This is a genomic window from Mesorhizobium sp. B2-8-9 (genome assembly GCF_006439475.1).
GTDB lineage: Bacteria > Pseudomonadota > Alphaproteobacteria > Rhizobiales > Rhizobiaceae > Mesorhizobium.
Genome location: NZ_VFTQ01000039.1, coordinates 14,275 through 28,091 on the forward strand (window position 1 = coordinate 14,275; position 13,817 = coordinate 28,091).

Annotated in this window: 19 protein-coding genes; 7 read left to right on the plus strand and 12 right to left on the minus strand. The window is 61.3% G+C overall.

The annotated features are described in order from the left end of the window. Positions 1-15 precede the first annotated feature (15 nt). The 5 genes from FJ423_RS29975 to FJ423_RS29990 are packed head-to-tail and all read right to left on the minus strand — an operon-like array spanning position 16 to position 2,800. Positions 16-369, minus strand: a complete 354-nt coding sequence (locus FJ423_RS29975) for a hypothetical protein (RefSeq protein ID WP_140846467.1) — start codon at positions 367-369, stop codon at positions 16-18. Then, positions 366-536 (minus strand): hypothetical protein, encoded by a 171-nt coding sequence (locus FJ423_RS33775; protein WP_181174950.1) that lies wholly within the window; start codon positions 534-536, stop codon positions 366-368. The genes FJ423_RS29975 and FJ423_RS33775 overlap by 4 nt, the downstream gene beginning before the upstream one ends. Next, entirely contained in the window at positions 533-1,054 is a 522-nt protein-coding gene (locus FJ423_RS29980; protein WP_140846469.1) for a PIN domain-containing protein, read from the minus strand. Before FJ423_RS29980 ends, FJ423_RS33775 begins: the two co-directional genes overlap by 4 nt. After that, on the minus strand, positions 1,041-1,847 hold the full coding sequence (locus FJ423_RS29985) for a hypothetical protein (RefSeq protein ID WP_140846474.1): 807 nt from the start codon (positions 1,845-1,847) through the stop codon (positions 1,041-1,043). The genes FJ423_RS29980 and FJ423_RS29985 overlap by 14 nt, the downstream gene beginning before the upstream one ends. Before the next feature lie 32 nt (positions 1,848-1,879). Continuing rightward, on the minus strand, positions 1,880-2,800 hold the full coding sequence (locus tag FJ423_RS29990) for an IS1595 family transposase (RefSeq protein WP_140846479.1): 921 nt from the start codon (positions 2,798-2,800) through the stop codon (positions 1,880-1,882). A gap of 152 nt (positions 2,801-2,952) precedes the next feature. On the opposite strand from FJ423_RS29990, the gene FJ423_RS29995 reads away from it, so the two are divergent. Further along, positions 2,953-3,432 carry a hypothetical protein gene (locus tag FJ423_RS29995; RefSeq protein WP_140846485.1) on the plus strand — a complete coding sequence of 160 codons (480 nt, stop codon included), beginning with the start codon at positions 2,953-2,955 and terminating at the stop codon, positions 3,430-3,432. 117 nt (positions 3,433-3,549) lie between these two features. Continuing rightward, the gene (locus FJ423_RS30000; RefSeq protein ID WP_140846491.1) at positions 3,550-3,777 is read left to right on the plus strand and encodes a hypothetical protein; all 228 of its coding nucleotides are present in this window, start codon (positions 3,550-3,552) and stop codon (positions 3,775-3,777) included. A gap of 45 nt (positions 3,778-3,822) precedes the next feature. On the opposite strand, the gene FJ423_RS30005 is transcribed toward FJ423_RS30000, so the two are convergent. Further along, positions 3,823-4,074 carry a hypothetical protein gene (locus tag FJ423_RS30005; protein ID WP_140846498.1) on the minus strand — a complete coding sequence of 84 codons (252 nt, stop codon included), beginning with the start codon at positions 4,072-4,074 and terminating at the stop codon, positions 3,823-3,825. Positions 4,075-4,199: 125 nt separating this feature from the next. Between FJ423_RS30005 and FJ423_RS30010 the strand changes: the two genes are divergently transcribed. Beyond that, entirely contained in the window at positions 4,200-4,670 is a 471-nt protein-coding gene (locus FJ423_RS30010; RefSeq protein ID WP_140846505.1) for a nucleoside deaminase, read from the plus strand. Between the two features lie 13 nt (positions 4,671-4,683). Here the strand turns inward: FJ423_RS30010 and cueR are convergent, their stop codons facing one another. Beyond that, positions 4,684-5,073, minus strand: a complete 390-nt coding sequence (cueR, locus tag FJ423_RS30015; protein WP_140846512.1) for a Cu(I)-responsive transcriptional regulator — start codon at positions 5,071-5,073, stop codon at positions 4,684-4,686. Between the two features lie 227 nt (positions 5,074-5,300). On the opposite strand from cueR, the gene FJ423_RS30020 reads away from it, so the two are divergent. Then, positions 5,301-5,918 (plus strand): L,D-transpeptidase, encoded by a 618-nt coding sequence (locus FJ423_RS30020; protein WP_140802045.1) that lies wholly within the window; start codon positions 5,301-5,303, stop codon positions 5,916-5,918. A 158-nt stretch (positions 5,919-6,076) separates the two neighbouring features. On the opposite strand, the gene FJ423_RS30025 is transcribed toward FJ423_RS30020, so the two are convergent. The 3 genes from FJ423_RS30025 to trpS form a co-directional block, all read right to left on the minus strand. Then, complete coding sequence (locus FJ423_RS30025; RefSeq protein WP_095766114.1) at positions 6,077-6,646, minus strand: NifU family protein; 570 nt, start codon at positions 6,644-6,646, stop codon at positions 6,077-6,079. 201 nt (positions 6,647-6,847) lie between these two features. Then, positions 6,848-7,339, minus strand: a complete 492-nt coding sequence (locus tag FJ423_RS30030) for a universal stress protein (RefSeq protein WP_095766113.1) — start codon at positions 7,337-7,339, stop codon at positions 6,848-6,850. Positions 7,340-7,437: 98 nt separating this feature from the next. Then, positions 7,438-8,505 carry a tryptophan--tRNA ligase gene (gene trpS / locus FJ423_RS30035; RefSeq protein ID WP_140846520.1) on the minus strand — a complete coding sequence of 356 codons (1,068 nt, stop codon included), beginning with the start codon at positions 8,503-8,505 and terminating at the stop codon, positions 7,438-7,440. A 71-nt stretch (positions 8,506-8,576) separates the two neighbouring features. On the opposite strand from trpS, the gene FJ423_RS33780 reads away from it, so the two are divergent. Genes FJ423_RS33780 through FJ423_RS30045 form a run of 3 tightly spaced genes read left to right on the plus strand, consistent with a single transcriptional unit; the run spans position 8,577 to position 9,389 of the window. Beyond that, positions 8,577-8,762, plus strand: a complete 186-nt coding sequence (locus tag FJ423_RS33780; protein ID WP_181174952.1) for a hypothetical protein — start codon at positions 8,577-8,579, stop codon at positions 8,760-8,762. After that, positions 8,740-8,985: a type II toxin-antitoxin system VapB family antitoxin gene (locus FJ423_RS30040; protein ID WP_095766111.1), complete on the plus strand. Its 246-nt coding sequence runs from the start codon at positions 8,740-8,742 to the stop codon at positions 8,983-8,985. The genes FJ423_RS33780 and FJ423_RS30040 overlap by 23 nt, the downstream gene beginning before the upstream one ends. Then, positions 8,985-9,389, plus strand: a complete 405-nt coding sequence (locus tag FJ423_RS30045; protein ID WP_095766110.1) for a type II toxin-antitoxin system VapC family toxin — start codon at positions 8,985-8,987, stop codon at positions 9,387-9,389. Before FJ423_RS30040 ends, FJ423_RS30045 begins: the two co-directional genes overlap by 1 nt. On the opposite strand, the gene murJ is transcribed toward FJ423_RS30045, so the two are convergent. Next, the gene (murJ, locus tag FJ423_RS30050) at positions 9,364-10,971 is read right to left on the minus strand and encodes a murein biosynthesis integral membrane protein MurJ (protein WP_140846528.1); all 1,608 of its coding nucleotides are present in this window, start codon (positions 10,969-10,971) and stop codon (positions 9,364-9,366) included. The genes FJ423_RS30045 and murJ overlap by 26 nt on opposite strands. Before the next feature lie 39 nt (positions 10,972-11,010). After that, entirely contained in the window at positions 11,011-13,812 is a 2,802-nt protein-coding gene (locus FJ423_RS30055) for a [protein-PII] uridylyltransferase (RefSeq protein ID WP_140846543.1), read from the minus strand. Between the last annotated feature and the right edge of the window lie 5 nt (positions 13,813-13,817).

Below are 13,817 nucleotides of genomic sequence, written 5' to 3' on the forward strand. Positions count from 1 at the left end.
TGGGATACGAAGAAGTCAGTCGTCTTTTTGGACGCCAGTTTCGTCAACTGTCCAGTCAGTCCCGTAGTTCTCGTTGAGGATGTAGACGCATTCAGAAGCGTCCATCTGCAACTGCTCAATTGACACCCTGTGAGGAAGAGGAGCCCTATTCGTACGAACGTCCTGATATAGTTCGACGATGCCCGGGCACTTTGCCAGTTCAGCGTCTGTCGGATGATTGCCGGCGCGGTCCGCGTCGGAAAGTCCTTGTGGGTACAAAGCGTCCTTTGCGAAGACGGGAACCGCCATGACGATCATCAGACCCGCTGTCATCCCGGTCCGTATCCAGCCATAAGGCCACAGCGAGACGGATTTGCCGTAGCCCGTCACTTGGTCAGCTTCTTTTTGACGTTGCCTTTCGGCTTTTGCTTATGGTCTGGCGGCATATGCGCCAGCTTGCCCATTAGGGCATCGGCGGCGGATTTCTTCTCGTCCGCTTCAATCTCTCGCGCCTTCTCAATGAAGGCACGCGACTGTGAAGGGTTGTCAGCCTTCATTTGCTTCCGGGCTTTTGCAGATCGAATTGCGGGCTTTTTGCTTCTGGTTTGCATATCTTGAGCTTATGTCCTCCAACATTGCCCGACAACGGCAAGAGCCCTAGGCTTTTCGCGCTGCCGCCGTTGTCGAACGTATGGAACTCATCGGCGCGGTAGTGGATGGCCGTCGCCAGATGAATCGCATCGGGGGTAGAAAGCGTCTTCCCGCCATGCGCTGCGGCATTTGCCGAATAATGGTCCCGCAGATCATGTGAAAGCCCGGCGACTTTGATGTCCATTCCCAACTGTGTCATTCGCTTCATCAAATCGGTGAAGCTGTTGCCAACGCCGACTGGTATCTTGGATTGCAGCACCTCAACCCGAGTAAGCACGGAAGTGACCAGCTTCACCTCGCGCCGTTTGTGCCGAGCAATCACCTCGCGCACGCCATCCATTTCGCCCGACTTCCGGATCTCGTCATTGAGCCATGCGAGGAAAAGGCAGGTATCCCAGTAATAGATAGGGCTAGCGCCAGCCATCGCGAAGCTCCCGGACAAAGGCTTCAGAACTCAAGCCGCCGGTCGCGTCCGGGGCACGACCTCTCAAATCCTCCCAATCGGGAAGATCGGATTCGGACGGATATGCTTCTATGCTCGTCACTTCAATCTGGTGTGGGAAGTCCGTTCGCGCACGATAGCGAAGCGTGCCGAAGATCTCCACTTTGCGGCCAACTGCAGAAACGGCATCGTCATAAAGGCGAGATGGGAAATGGCAGGCAACTTTCTTGGGTCCAACATCAGGATAAATCTGGAACGTATTCACTCCGAGGTGGAGGTTTATCTGTTCCAGGTTTCCTTGGATGAACCCCTCGCATTCCTCATCGACCGCAAGGGCAGCATCAACACGGCTGACAATCTGCGGCGTTAAGTCGATGCGGCTATCGTTAAACAGCAATGTCGCACTTTTGACGGTTGTTCCAACCGGACGCGCTAGATTTCGGATGTCGCCGAGCAATTCAGCATCAAGGTCAAGCAGGTCGTCTCCACTCGCCAGCGCCGCAGAAATGCGGTTCAGACTTTCGATCACGATTAAGCCGGTAGGTGGCTTACCCGGCAGCGGATGTGGGTCGATAGTGACGCGAACCGGGCTGTTGTAGGACATCTCGGCAATGCGAAAATAGCTAGCTGTCTTGCCGGCGTTTGCATCGCGGTCAAGTCGATTAAGCGTAGCGCTGAGATTCTGGAGTTCGGACAAAAACGCAGCGAGCCGCACCTGTCCGTCGTCCTCGGGCAAGCCCTCAATGACAAGCGTGATGTGGTCTTCAGTAGCCATCAGTCGCACCACCACATGAACGGTCTTGGAGCTTACCCGGCGAACGAGTCCCGGTACTTCAAACGCTTTCCAACGATGCCAGCCATAGCCCTCACCGTCCTATTGTTGTCATCGACGCCAAGCGCGATGCGGTTACTGTAGCGGAAATCCAACTCGGCTAGATAGCGGTGAAGATGCTGCTCACCGCAATGTTGGTAAACACCCTTCATGCCGCGCTTGAAGATGCTGTAGTAGCCTTCGACCGTATTCGTATGCACATCGCCGCGCACGTACTCATCCGTAGAGTGCGTGACGAATCCATGCGAGGCGAAATCCTGGCCGGCGCGGCGATAGATACCGCTCTCGTCGGTCATGAGCCGGCTTTCGCGAGCGATGTTGGCGTGGACGATCGGCATGACGTTGCCCATGCGGGCGGTATCAACATGGAAGGAAGGGGCGCGACCGCCACGCTCGACCAGCGTAACGACAGAGTTCTTGTATGCGCCGCCGCCACGCTTCACGGGAGCGCCTTTCAGGCGACCGATGTACGTCTCGTCAACTTCGACCTGCTTGCCCTCGCCACCCATCGGGGAAAGGACGCCATCGCGCATAGCCTCACGCAAGCGATGGAACATGAACCAAGCCGTCTTGTACTGGACCTGCAAAGTACGGTGCAGTTGGTGAGCGCTGATGCCCTTCTTGCTGGACGCGAGTAGGTGTGCAGCCTGCCACCATTTATGAAGCGGCACATGGCTGCTTTCGAACACCGTTCCGACCTTCACGGTGAACTGCTTCTTGCATTCCAAACAGCGGCGAAGGCCTGTGCGAGCGGTTGCGCCAGTCACGCGGGTAATGCGCGTCTGTTCGCAGTTGCCACACTTCGGGCAAACCGGACCTTCCGGCCACACAATCGCTTCCAGCCGCTCAAAAGCAGCTTCTTTGTTGTGAAAATGTGGCTCGGAAAGGACGCTCATAACCCGGATTCCTACTGTGGATTCAAGGTATCAGCGGTTCTCGTGTTTGTAAAGTACATAATCGCCTGTCAAGCCGACCATTATGACCACGGAATATGTTCCTAGACAGGCCGGCCCTACCCTGGATAGGCGTCACATGGTAAAGACCGCTGATGCGTGTCGCGAAGTTTAATTTCATATTGATGGCAATCGCTGCTTGTCTCGCTATCGCTGCAGCGGATCCTTCCGAAATGACGCCCGCACAGTTGGTAGGGAACTACATCAACCTCTCGGTCGAAAATCCCGAGCAGGCCAAGGCGCTCCTAGTGCCGGATGCGACCGCTATCATATTCGACTACGGTTTGCCTTTGGCGGAGAATTTCCCAGAGTTCGTTAAACTTCTTCCAGGATCGGGCTGTTCAAAGCCACTCATTCGGACTGAGGGAAAAGCCGCACACGGCACCAACGGTCACACAGATGCTGTCATTGTCAGAGTTGAATGGCAGTGCACCAAGCCAACGGAGTTCGTGCTAGCCTCAAACGTGTTGCGCTTCGTCGTTGCCCAGCAAAAAATAGTAGCGGTAGTATTTGAAGACCCGCCCGGCTATCCGCCCAGGTTGAACAGTGGGAACGTCAATCCAAACGGTCCCTAGCTGCAAGCCTTAGGCGTGAGCCGAGTCTCTGTTTGTAAAGTACGCATCGTCTGAGGGCAGGGGGGGGTATCTGGTTGACAGGCCGCTGCTCAAATCAGGCGAGCACATGAAAGGCGCATGATGAAACCCAGCAAGTTTATGATGAGAGTCGTTATGGTCGCTATGGAGCTTGCTCTAGTCTGGTTGGTTGCCCAATCCCTTTGGACGGGCCGGATTCCTTTTAAGGATGACGCTGTAGAGCGCGGCCATGACCCATTTACCTACTGGGTCGAGTTGGCCGTGATCGTGTTCGGGATGGTAACCGTGCCGCTCTGGATGATCTACCGGGAACGGCAAGGGCGCTAAGGGATGTTACTTCGACCCCAAACCGCCACCGGCTGAATGGCACCTTTACTCCGAGTCCCCCGCTCGAAACTCATCCGCCAGAAGCCTGGCCAAGTGGTCGCGGCTCAGGCTCAATGTCTCTTTCAGGAACCACAGGAAATTGCTCGGACCGTCGGTCGGCAGGCCGTTTTCTTCGGCCTGGGTGATGACCGCGCGCTGGCGCTCGATCCGCTGTTCGATCTCGCGGATATGCTGCTCGACCCGTTCGATGTCCTCGTGGATGGCCATCCCGGCAATCTCATTGTAGGTGATCGTCAAAATAGCATCAAACCAGGAACGGGTGGAGCGCAAAGCCAAGTAGATGCTTGAGCCGTGGTTCAGAGAAGATTAGCCTTGCTGGTCATGCCTCATGGCAGCAATCTCGCCATGAAAGGAATTTTCCCATGACCCGCGACCAGATGCTCGCCCACCTCCGGTCCGCCGATGCCGTCGCGCGCGAGGCGGCGGCGCATGGGCATCATCCGTTCGGCTGCGTGCTGGTCGGGCCGGACGATCGCATTTTGATGCGGCAGGGCAATCTCGACACGGTGCGCCATGCCGAGACCGAGTTGGCCCGCCGCGCCGCAGCGGCCTATGAGCCGGAGTTCCTGTGGCAATGCACGCTGGTCTCGACCTTCGAACCATGTGCGATGTGCGCCGGCACGATGTACTGGGCGAATATCGGGCGCCTGGTCTATGGGGTCGAGGAAACCAGCCTCCTGGCGCTCACCGGGGATCATGCGGAAAATCCGACGATGAACCTCGCCTCGCGCGCCGTCTTCGCCTCCGGCCAGAAGAAGATCGAGGTGTTCGGCCCCTTTCCCGAAATCGCGGACGAGATGCTCGCCCCGCACCGCGATTTCTGGAAGCGCTGACAGGCCTCGGACCTTAGGCCGCGCCCGCCATGTCGTCGAGGATTGGGCAGTCCGGCCGGTCGTCGCCATGGCAGGCGTGGATCAGTGTCTGCAGCGTCAAGCGCATCGACTGCAATTCGCGTACCTTCTCCTCGATCGCCCTGACATGGGCGGCGGCGATCTCGCGCACGTCATGGCTGGCGCGGCCGCGGTCCTGATAGAGCGCCATCAGCTGCCTGCAATCGTCGATTGAGAAGCCGAGATTGCGCGCACGGCGCAGGAAGGCGAGCCGGTGGATATCGTCGCGGGAGTAATCGCGATAGCCGTTCCCGGCTCGCGCCGGGCGGATCAGTCCGATTTCCTCATAGTAGCGAATGGTCTTGGCCGGCAGGCCGGAACGCTCCGCGGCATCACCGACATTCATGGCGCTCTCCTCGCATCGCAGGCGGCTTCCCAAGTCGCCCCATTGATTTTGCTTCATAATCCTGTAAGGCCTGTTGCGAAAATGCCGCAGTCGGGCACTTACCGGCGCGTAAGGCCTTGCATATAGGCAGTGCGCGCTTGGCAAGCAAAAGAAATGCCAGCATGAATGGTGGCAACAAAGCGGCCGACTCGTGCCGCTGGTATCGAGGCGGGGCGTCGGACCTTTTCATGCGCTTGAAGTCATTTGCAATCCTCGCCGCTCTTGCGCTGTCGACCGCGATCAGCGGGTGCAGCACCATCGGTGGGCAAATGTTCACCAACAACTATGGCGCGATGACCGATGCCGGCTATCAGCTGCCGCGCATCCCGATCGAGAAGGTCCCCGCCAGGTACCACCGCCAGGAAGTGCGGTACGACTCGTCGGAGAAGCCGGGCACCATCATCGTCGATACGCAGAACAAGTTCCTCTATTTCATCGAGGGCGACGGCATGGCGATGCGCTACGGCATCGGCGTCGGCCGCGAGGGTTTTGAATGGCACGGCACAGCCCATATCGCGCTGAAGCGCGAATGGCCGACCTGGACGCCGCCCTCGCAGATGATCAAGCGCCAGCCCGAGCTCGCCAAGTTCGCCGGCGGCATGGAACCGGGCCTGAAGAACCCGCTCGGCGCGCGCGCCATGTATCTCTTCAACAAGGGCGGCGACATGGGCTACCGCCTGCATGGCAGCCCGGAATGGTTCTCGATCGGCAAGGCGATGTCGTCGGGCTGCATCCGGCTGATGAACCAGGACATTATCGATCTTTACGACCGCACGTCGGTCGGCGCCAAGGTCATCGTGATGTGATCACGAAGGCCGAGGCCAAAAGCTTTCGCAAGCGGACCGTCTAGGCAACAACAAGACGTCCAAAAACAGAAAACCGGGCTGTTGGGGCCCGGTTTTTTGTTTTTGCGATCTTGGATCGGACTTCGCTTCGCCGCACGACGCGGCCGGCCAGTGGGTTCTCAGGCGACCTGCTCGACCTGCTGTACTTCCGGAACAAAATGGCGAAGCAGGTTCTGGATGCCGTGCTTCAGCGTTGCCGTCGATGACGGGCAGCCGGCGCAGGCGCCCTTCATGTGCAGGAACACGGTGCCGTTCTCAAAGCCGCGGAAGGTGATGTCGCCGCCGTCCTGGGCAACGGCGGGGCGCACGCGCGTGTCGAGCAGTTCCTTGATGGTCAGCACCAGCTCTTCGTCGGCCTTGTCGTAGAACTCGCCGGTCTCGCCGGCTTCGCTCGCCGGAGCGGTCGCGGCCATGACCGGCGCACCGGACATGAAATGCTCCATGATGGCGCCGAGGATCGCCGGCTTCAGGTGCTGCCAGTCCGGACCGTCCTTGGTCACGGTGATGAAATCATAGCCGAAGAAGACGCCGGTGACGCCCGGGATCTCGAACAGGCGGCCGGCCAGCGGCGAGGCCTCCGCCGCGGCTTCGGCGTTGCGGAAATCGGCTGTGCCTTCGCGCAGCACTTCCTTGCCCGGCAGGAATTTCAGCGTCGCCGGGTTCGGCGTCGATTCGGTCTGGATGAACATGGGTATCTCCAGGCCCTTCCCGGGCCGATAGTTTGGAATAATTCTAAATAGGCTCTATCGGCTGGACATTCAAGCGAAACGCGTCGCTGGAACGGCTGGCTGGCGGAATGTTTTTCGGCTTCTATCACGAATATCGAGGTGGATCGAGATTCAGGTCAGGCGGCCATTTGCAGGCCGGCCTCACCTGAATATCGAAGCACCTCAAGCTAGGCTGTCGATCTCTTCGTCGGACAGGTTCTGCGGCACCACCGTGACCGGAATGGGAAAAGCCGCGCCGCGCCCGGCGACCGCGCTGACCAGCGGCCCTGGGCCTTCCTTGCCGGCGCCGGCGGCCAGCACAAGGATGGCGATGTCCTGGTCTTCCTCGATCAGTTTGTGGATTTCTTCCGTCGGCTTGCCTTCGCGCACCACCAGCTCCGGCTCGATCCCCGCATGCTGGCGCACCTTGTTGGCGTAGCCGTCGAGCGCCGCGCGGGCTGTCGCCGTGGCTTCCTCGCGCATGATCTTTTCCACACCCAGCCAGTGCTGGAAGTCGTCCGGCTCGATGACGTAGAGCAGCACCAGCACGCCGCTGGTGCTTTGCGCCCGCTTCGAGGCATAGGCGACGGCGCGCTCGCATTCGGGCGTGTCGTCGATGATCGCCAGGAACTTGCGGCGATGGCCGGCTTCGCGGCTGAGGCGTTTGGAGACCATGTCTATCTGCTCGGTATGGTTCGGTCGCAATCTGCCACTGCCGCGAACCGGCGGCAAGCCGCCGGTTGGCGCGGCAATGGTCCGAGGAGGTCGCTGGATCAGTCCTGCAGAAGGCCGATAATGTCGCGCACCGTCTTCATCGTGCCCTCGGCGATTGCGCGGGCCCGGTCGCCGCCATCCTTGAGCACGGCGTCGACATAGGCGCGGTCGCCCTCGATGCGGCGCATCTCGGAAGCGATCGGCGCCAGCTTCTCCACGGCAAGATCGGCAAGCGCCGGCTTGAACACGGAAAACTGTTGCCCGCCATACTCCTTCAGCACCTCTTCCTTCGAGATTTCCGCGAGGCCGGCATAGATGCCGACGAGATTTTCCGCTTCGGGCCGGCTTTCCAGCCCGTCGATCTCGCTCGGCAAGGCCTCCGGATCGGTCTTGGCCTTGCGGATCTTCTTCGAGATCGTGTCGGCATCGTCGGTCAGGTTGATGCGCGAGAGATCCGACGGATCCGACTTCGACATCTTCTTCGAGCCATCGCGCAGGCTCATGATGCGCGCCGCCGGGCCGCCGATCACCGGTTCAGTAATCGGGAAATAGCCGTTCACCGTCTCTTCGCCGACCTGCATTTCGACGCCGACGCCAAGGGCTGCGATCTTCTCGGAGAAGTCGTTGTTGAATTTCTGGGCGATGTCGCGGGTCAGCTCCAGATGCTGCTTCTGGTCCTCGCCCACCGGCACATGCGTTGCGCGGTAAAGCAGGATGTCGGCGGCCATCAGGCTCGGATAGGCAAGCAGGCCGAGCGAGGCGTTCTCGCGGTCCTTGCCGGCTTTGTCCTTGAACTGCGTCATCCGATACATCCACCCGATGCGGGCCACACAGTTGAGGATCCAGGCGAGCTCGGCGTGCTGCATGACCCGCGACTGGTTGAAGACGATGTGCTTCTTGGGGTCGATGCCGGAGGCCAGGAACGCCGCGGTGATCGAGCGCGTCTGGTCGCCCAGGTCCTGATGCACGAGCTGCGCCGTCAGCGAGTGCAGGTCGACGACGCAATAGATGCAGTCGGACTGTTCCTGGAGGGCGACGAATTTCTTGATGGCGCCGAGATAGTTGCCGAGATGCAGGTTGCCGGTCGGCTGGACGCCCGAAAAGACGAGTGGCTTGAAGGCGGACATGAATTCCTCATGGCTTGTGGAGGGCCGTCTAAGCATGATTCCAAAAAGTTGCAGACTTTTTGGAGCCAATCATGCGGCTGGAAACCGCGCGCGGCGAAAGTCTTGCGACGGCGCGCTTATGGACGAAGCACGTTGCGGGATCAAGAGGCGCGGACGAGCTGGCATGGGGCATCGGTACGTTGACATTTGCCGTGCATAGGCTACATATTTCTAACTACATGAAGGAATGTAGCCATGACCATCAACATCAACAATAAGGAAGCCGACAGGTTGACGCGCGCTTTCGCCAAAGCTGAAGGGGTCGGCATCACCGAGGCAATCGTGATCGCCATGCGCGAAGCCTTGGAGCGGCGCCGCAATCGCGAGACGCCGCTGGAAACGGCGGCACGACTGCGAGCCGAGTTTGGAATCAAGCTTAGCGAACAAGCGCGCAAACCGCTGCCGCAGTCCGTTTATGACGAACTTTCCGGCGACGACTGATGTTTGTCGACGCTGCAGCCATCGTCGCGATCCTAAGCAACGAGACGGAAGCCGAGCGATGCGCGCAGGCCGTCATGAAGGCATCGGCACCGTTCACGTCGGCGATAGCCGTTTGGGAGGCAGCGATGGCGCTCGCGCGACCAGAAAAGCTGGCGATTCCGGTCGCCAGAAGCGCGGAGATTGTAGACCGCTTTCTGGAAGAGCGGGCAATTGCCTTGCACGAGCTTCCGCCTGCATCCGAGGCAACATCCCTATCCGTCGAGGCCGCTGCGCGGTTTCGCAACAATGCTATCCGCCTAAATATGGCGGACTGCTTCCACTACGCTTGCGCCCGATACTACGCCGTTCCGATACTTTCTACGGCCAACGAATTCCGACTCACGGATCTGGAGACTGTTCCCTGACGGGCGGTAGCGCCTTGGGTGAACGACGCTTCACATTCCGCCGGAGCGTCCCGAAATCGGCGCCGCCGGTGCCGAAGGCGGCGATGAAATAGAGCGCGGCGCCTCCGGCGACCAGCCCAAGCACCGTCGTCGCCTTCACCACGAGCGGCGAGCCAGGCCCAATCTGCGCGGCAAAGTGGCGCTCCGCGAAGTAAAGCGCCACAGCCATGATCACGGCGCAGAGCACCAGCCGGGGAATGCGTCGCAAGAGCGGCACGTCGCGGCCCCAATGCCCGCGCCTGATCAGCATGGCGAGCAGCATCAGCGCGTTGACCCAGCCGGCGACTGCCGAGGCGACCGCAATGCCCGGCGCGCCCATCGACGGGAACAGGCTTAGCGCCGTGGCGACATTCACGCCGACCGAGATGGCGGCAAAAATCATCGGCGTGCGCGTGTCCTCGCGGGCGAAATAGCCGGGCGTGAACGCCTTGATCAAAACGAAGGCGGGCAGGCCGAGGCCGAAGATCGCCAGAATCGAGGCGACGATCGGCGTCGAGTGGTTGGCGGCGAAGGCGCCGCGCTCATAGACCAGCCGCACGATCGGCTCAGACATCACCCAGAGCGCCGCGGCGGCGGGCAGCGTCATGAACAAGGTGAACTCGACCGAGCGGTTCTGCAAATTGGCTGCCTCGACCAAATTGCCCGATTTCAGCGCCCGCGACAGTTCCGGCAACAGCACAATGGCGACGGCCACACCGACGACGCCGAGCGGCAGCTGGTAGATGCGGTCGGCATAGGCGAGCGACGACACGGCGCTGTTCTGCGCCGAGGCGATCGCCGTGCCGATCAGCTGGTTGATCTGCGTGATGCCGCCGGTGATCGCCGCCGGCAGTGCCAGGATCAGCAGCCGCTTGACGTTGGGCGTCATCTTCGGCCGGCGGAAGCCGATCGAGATGCCGGCATTGCGCACCGCGATCCAGACGATGGCGAGTTGCACGATGCCTGCCGCCAGCACGCCCCAGGACAGGCCGAAGCCGACATCATGCGCGTCCAGCCCGTGATACCAGGCATAGGCGAGCACGCCGATCAGGATGATGTTGAGGAAGGCGGGCGCGATCGCCGCCGCGAAATAGCGGCGCAGCGAGTTCAGCATGCCGGCCATCATGGCGCCGAGCGACATGCAGATGAGATACGGGAACATGATCGTCGCAAGCCGGACGGTGGTCTCGAACTTGCCTGGAATGTCGGCAAAGCCCGGCGCCACCAGGTAACGCACGATCAGCGGCATCGCCAGTTCCATCGCGATGGTCAGCGCCAGAAGCGCGGAGAACAGCACGCCGAACACTTCCTCCGAGAAGCGCTTGGCGCCGTCGGTGCCATGCTGCTCGATCTCCTTGGCGAAGAGCGGCACGAAAGCGGCGTTGAAGGCGCCCTCGGCGAACAACCGGCGGAAGGTGTTGGGAAACTGGAAGGCGGCGTTGAAGGCGTCGGCGACCGGTCCGGTGCCGAGCGCTGCCGCCATCAGCATCTCGCGGCCGAAGCCCAGCGCACGGCTCATCAGCGTGCCGGAGGCGACGGTGGCGAATTTCTTGACTAGGCTCATGCTGGGAACGACTGCCAGAAAAATTGCGTCAAATGGATGTCACTCGGCCGCCGCCTTGGCCTTGCCGTTACGTTCGGACGAATTGCCTTCAAGCGTATCGATCAGCCGCTTGTGGATGGTGGCGGTGCGCGTCGGGCTGTCGATCTTCTGTCCGGTCAGGTCGGTGACGTAGAACGTGTCGATGACCTTCTCGCCGAACGTCGTGATATGCGCCGAGGCGATGTCGAGCGACAGGTCGGAGAGCGTCCCGGTGATCTCGGACAGCAGGCCCGGCCGGTCCAGCCCCTCGACCTCGATCACCGAAAAACGGTTCGACAGCGTGTTGCGGATCTCGGCGCGCGGCGGAATCCGGAACGCCTTGGCGCCGCGCTTCGGCTTGGTGCGCTTTTCGATCATCTCGGGCAGCCAGCTCTTGCCCGAAAGCACGTCCTCGATCAGCCGGCCGACGCGCTCGGCGCGGCGGCGCTCGTCCTCGTCGCGGTCGAACTCCCTGGAGATCAGGATGGAGTCCAGCGCGCGGCCGTCCGAGGTGGTGAAGATCTGCGCGTCGACGATGTTGCCGCCGGCCGCGGCACATGCCCCGGCAATGATCGAAAGCAGGCGCGGATGGTCCGGCGCCAGCACGGTGATCTCCGTCACCGCCTCGAACTCATGCGTCTTGACCATGGTGGCAAGCTTCTTGCCGGCCGCATCCGCCTCGCGGATGAATTCGGCATGGCGAAGCTGATCGGCAAGGTCAACCGCCAGAAGGTAATTCTCGTAGTGCTGCGCGACATAGCGCTTGCGCTCCTTCGCCGGCCAGGCAGACAGCGCCTCGGCCAGCCGCTCGCGCGCCGCGGCCGTGCGCTCGGCGCGCGAGACTTCCGAGAAGCCGCCCGTCAGGAGCAGTTCGGTCTCGTAATAGAGCGTGCGCAGCAACTGCCCCTTCCAGCCGTTCCACACGCCCGGCCCGACGCCCCTGATATCGCAGACGGTGAGGATCAAAAGCAGCTTCAGCCGCTCGGCCGATTGCACAATCGAGGCGAAATCCTCGATCGTCTTGCGGTCGTTGAGGTCGCGCGTCTGCGCCGTCATCGACATCACAAGATGGTTCTCGACAAGCCAGGCGACGGTCTCGGTGTCGGCGGCCGACAGCCCCATATGCGGGCAGATGCGCCGCGCGATCCTGGCGCCGGCTTCCGAATGGTCTTCCGGCCGGCCCTTGGCGATGTCGTGCAACAGCACCGCGACATAGAGCGCCTCGCGGCTCTTTCTCAGGCCAGGCATCAGCGTGTGCGACAGCGGATGCACCTTCGCGCCGTCGCCGCGCTCGATCTCGGCCAGCACGCCGATGCAGCGGATCAGATGCTCGTCCACCGTATAGTGGTGGTACATCGAGAACTGCATCATGGCGACGATCTTGCCGAAGTCCGGGATCAGTCTGCCGAGCAGCCCCGCCTCGTTCATGCGCCTGAGATTGAGCTCGGCATTGCGGTCCGATGTCAGGATGTCGAGGAACAGCCGGTTGGCCTCCTCGTCGCGCCGGAGCGACTTGTTGACGAGCCCGAGCGAGCGGGTGAGCAGCTTCAGCGCATCGGGGTGGAACTCCAGCCCGTGCTTGTCGGCGAACCAGAACAGCCTGAGCAGATTGACCGGATCGCGCTCGAACACGCTGTCGTCGGCGATGTTGATGCGGTGATTGTCGACGATGAAGTCGGAGGTGCCGGCAAGCTTGCGCTTGCGCCGCTGGAAGGTGAGGAAGATGCGGTTGAAGCCCGGCACATGCTTGGCCTGCTCTTCCTCGAGCGCCGCACAGAAGATGCGGGTGAGGTCGCCGACGTCCTTGGCGACGAGGAAATAGTGCTTCATGAAGCGCTCGACCGCCGACAGGCCGGGATGCGTCGTATAGCCCAGCCGCTCGGCGATCTCGCGCTGGATGTCGAAATGCAGCCGCTCTTCCGCCTTGCCGGTGAGGAAATGCATGTGGCAGCGCACCGCCCAGAGAAAATCCTCGGCCTTCTGGAATTCGCGATATTCGGCCTCGGTGAAGACGCCCTTCTCGACCAGTTCCTCGCCGGTGCGCACGCGGTAGAAATATTTGCCGATCCAAAACAGCGTCTGCAGGTCGCGCAGGCCGCCCTTGCCGTCCTTGACATTGGGCTCGACCAGATAGCGGCTTTCGCCGGCCTTGGCGTGGCGCTCGTCGCGCTCGGCGAGCTTGGCCTGCACATATTCCGGCCCGGTCGTGCGCACCACTTCATGGTCGAAGCGGGTGAGCAGTTCTTCATAGAGCTTCTGTTCGCCCCACAGGAAGCGCGCCTCGAGGATCGACGTGCGGATGGTGATGTCGCCGCGCGACAGCCTGAGGCACTCGTCGATGTTGCGGGTGGCGTGGCCGACCTTCAGCCCCATGTCCCACAGCATATAGAGCATGTATTCGACGATCTGCTCGCCCCATGGGGTCTGCTTGTAGGGCAGCAGGAAAAGCAGGTCGATGTCGGAACCCGGCGCCAGCGTGCCGCGGCCGTAGCCGCCGACGGCAACGACCGCCATGCGCTCGGCCGCGGACCGGTTCTTGACCCGATAGACATGGGCGGCGGCGAAATCATAGAGCGCCCGGATCAGTTCATCCATCAGATGCGACAGCCGCTCGGCGCAGGCATTGCCGCCGCCGTCCTGCTTGAGCATGGTCTCGGCGATCTTTCGCCCTTCGGCCATCCTGGCCTTGAGCAGTTGGAGGACGGCCGTGCGGGCAGCCGGTCCTGAACCGTCGCCGGCGCTCGCCGCCGTCAACGCGGTCAAGTCGCGGCGCAACGCATCGCCATCGATGATTTCGTCGAGTTTCAGGGAGATCTTTGCCATTCGGC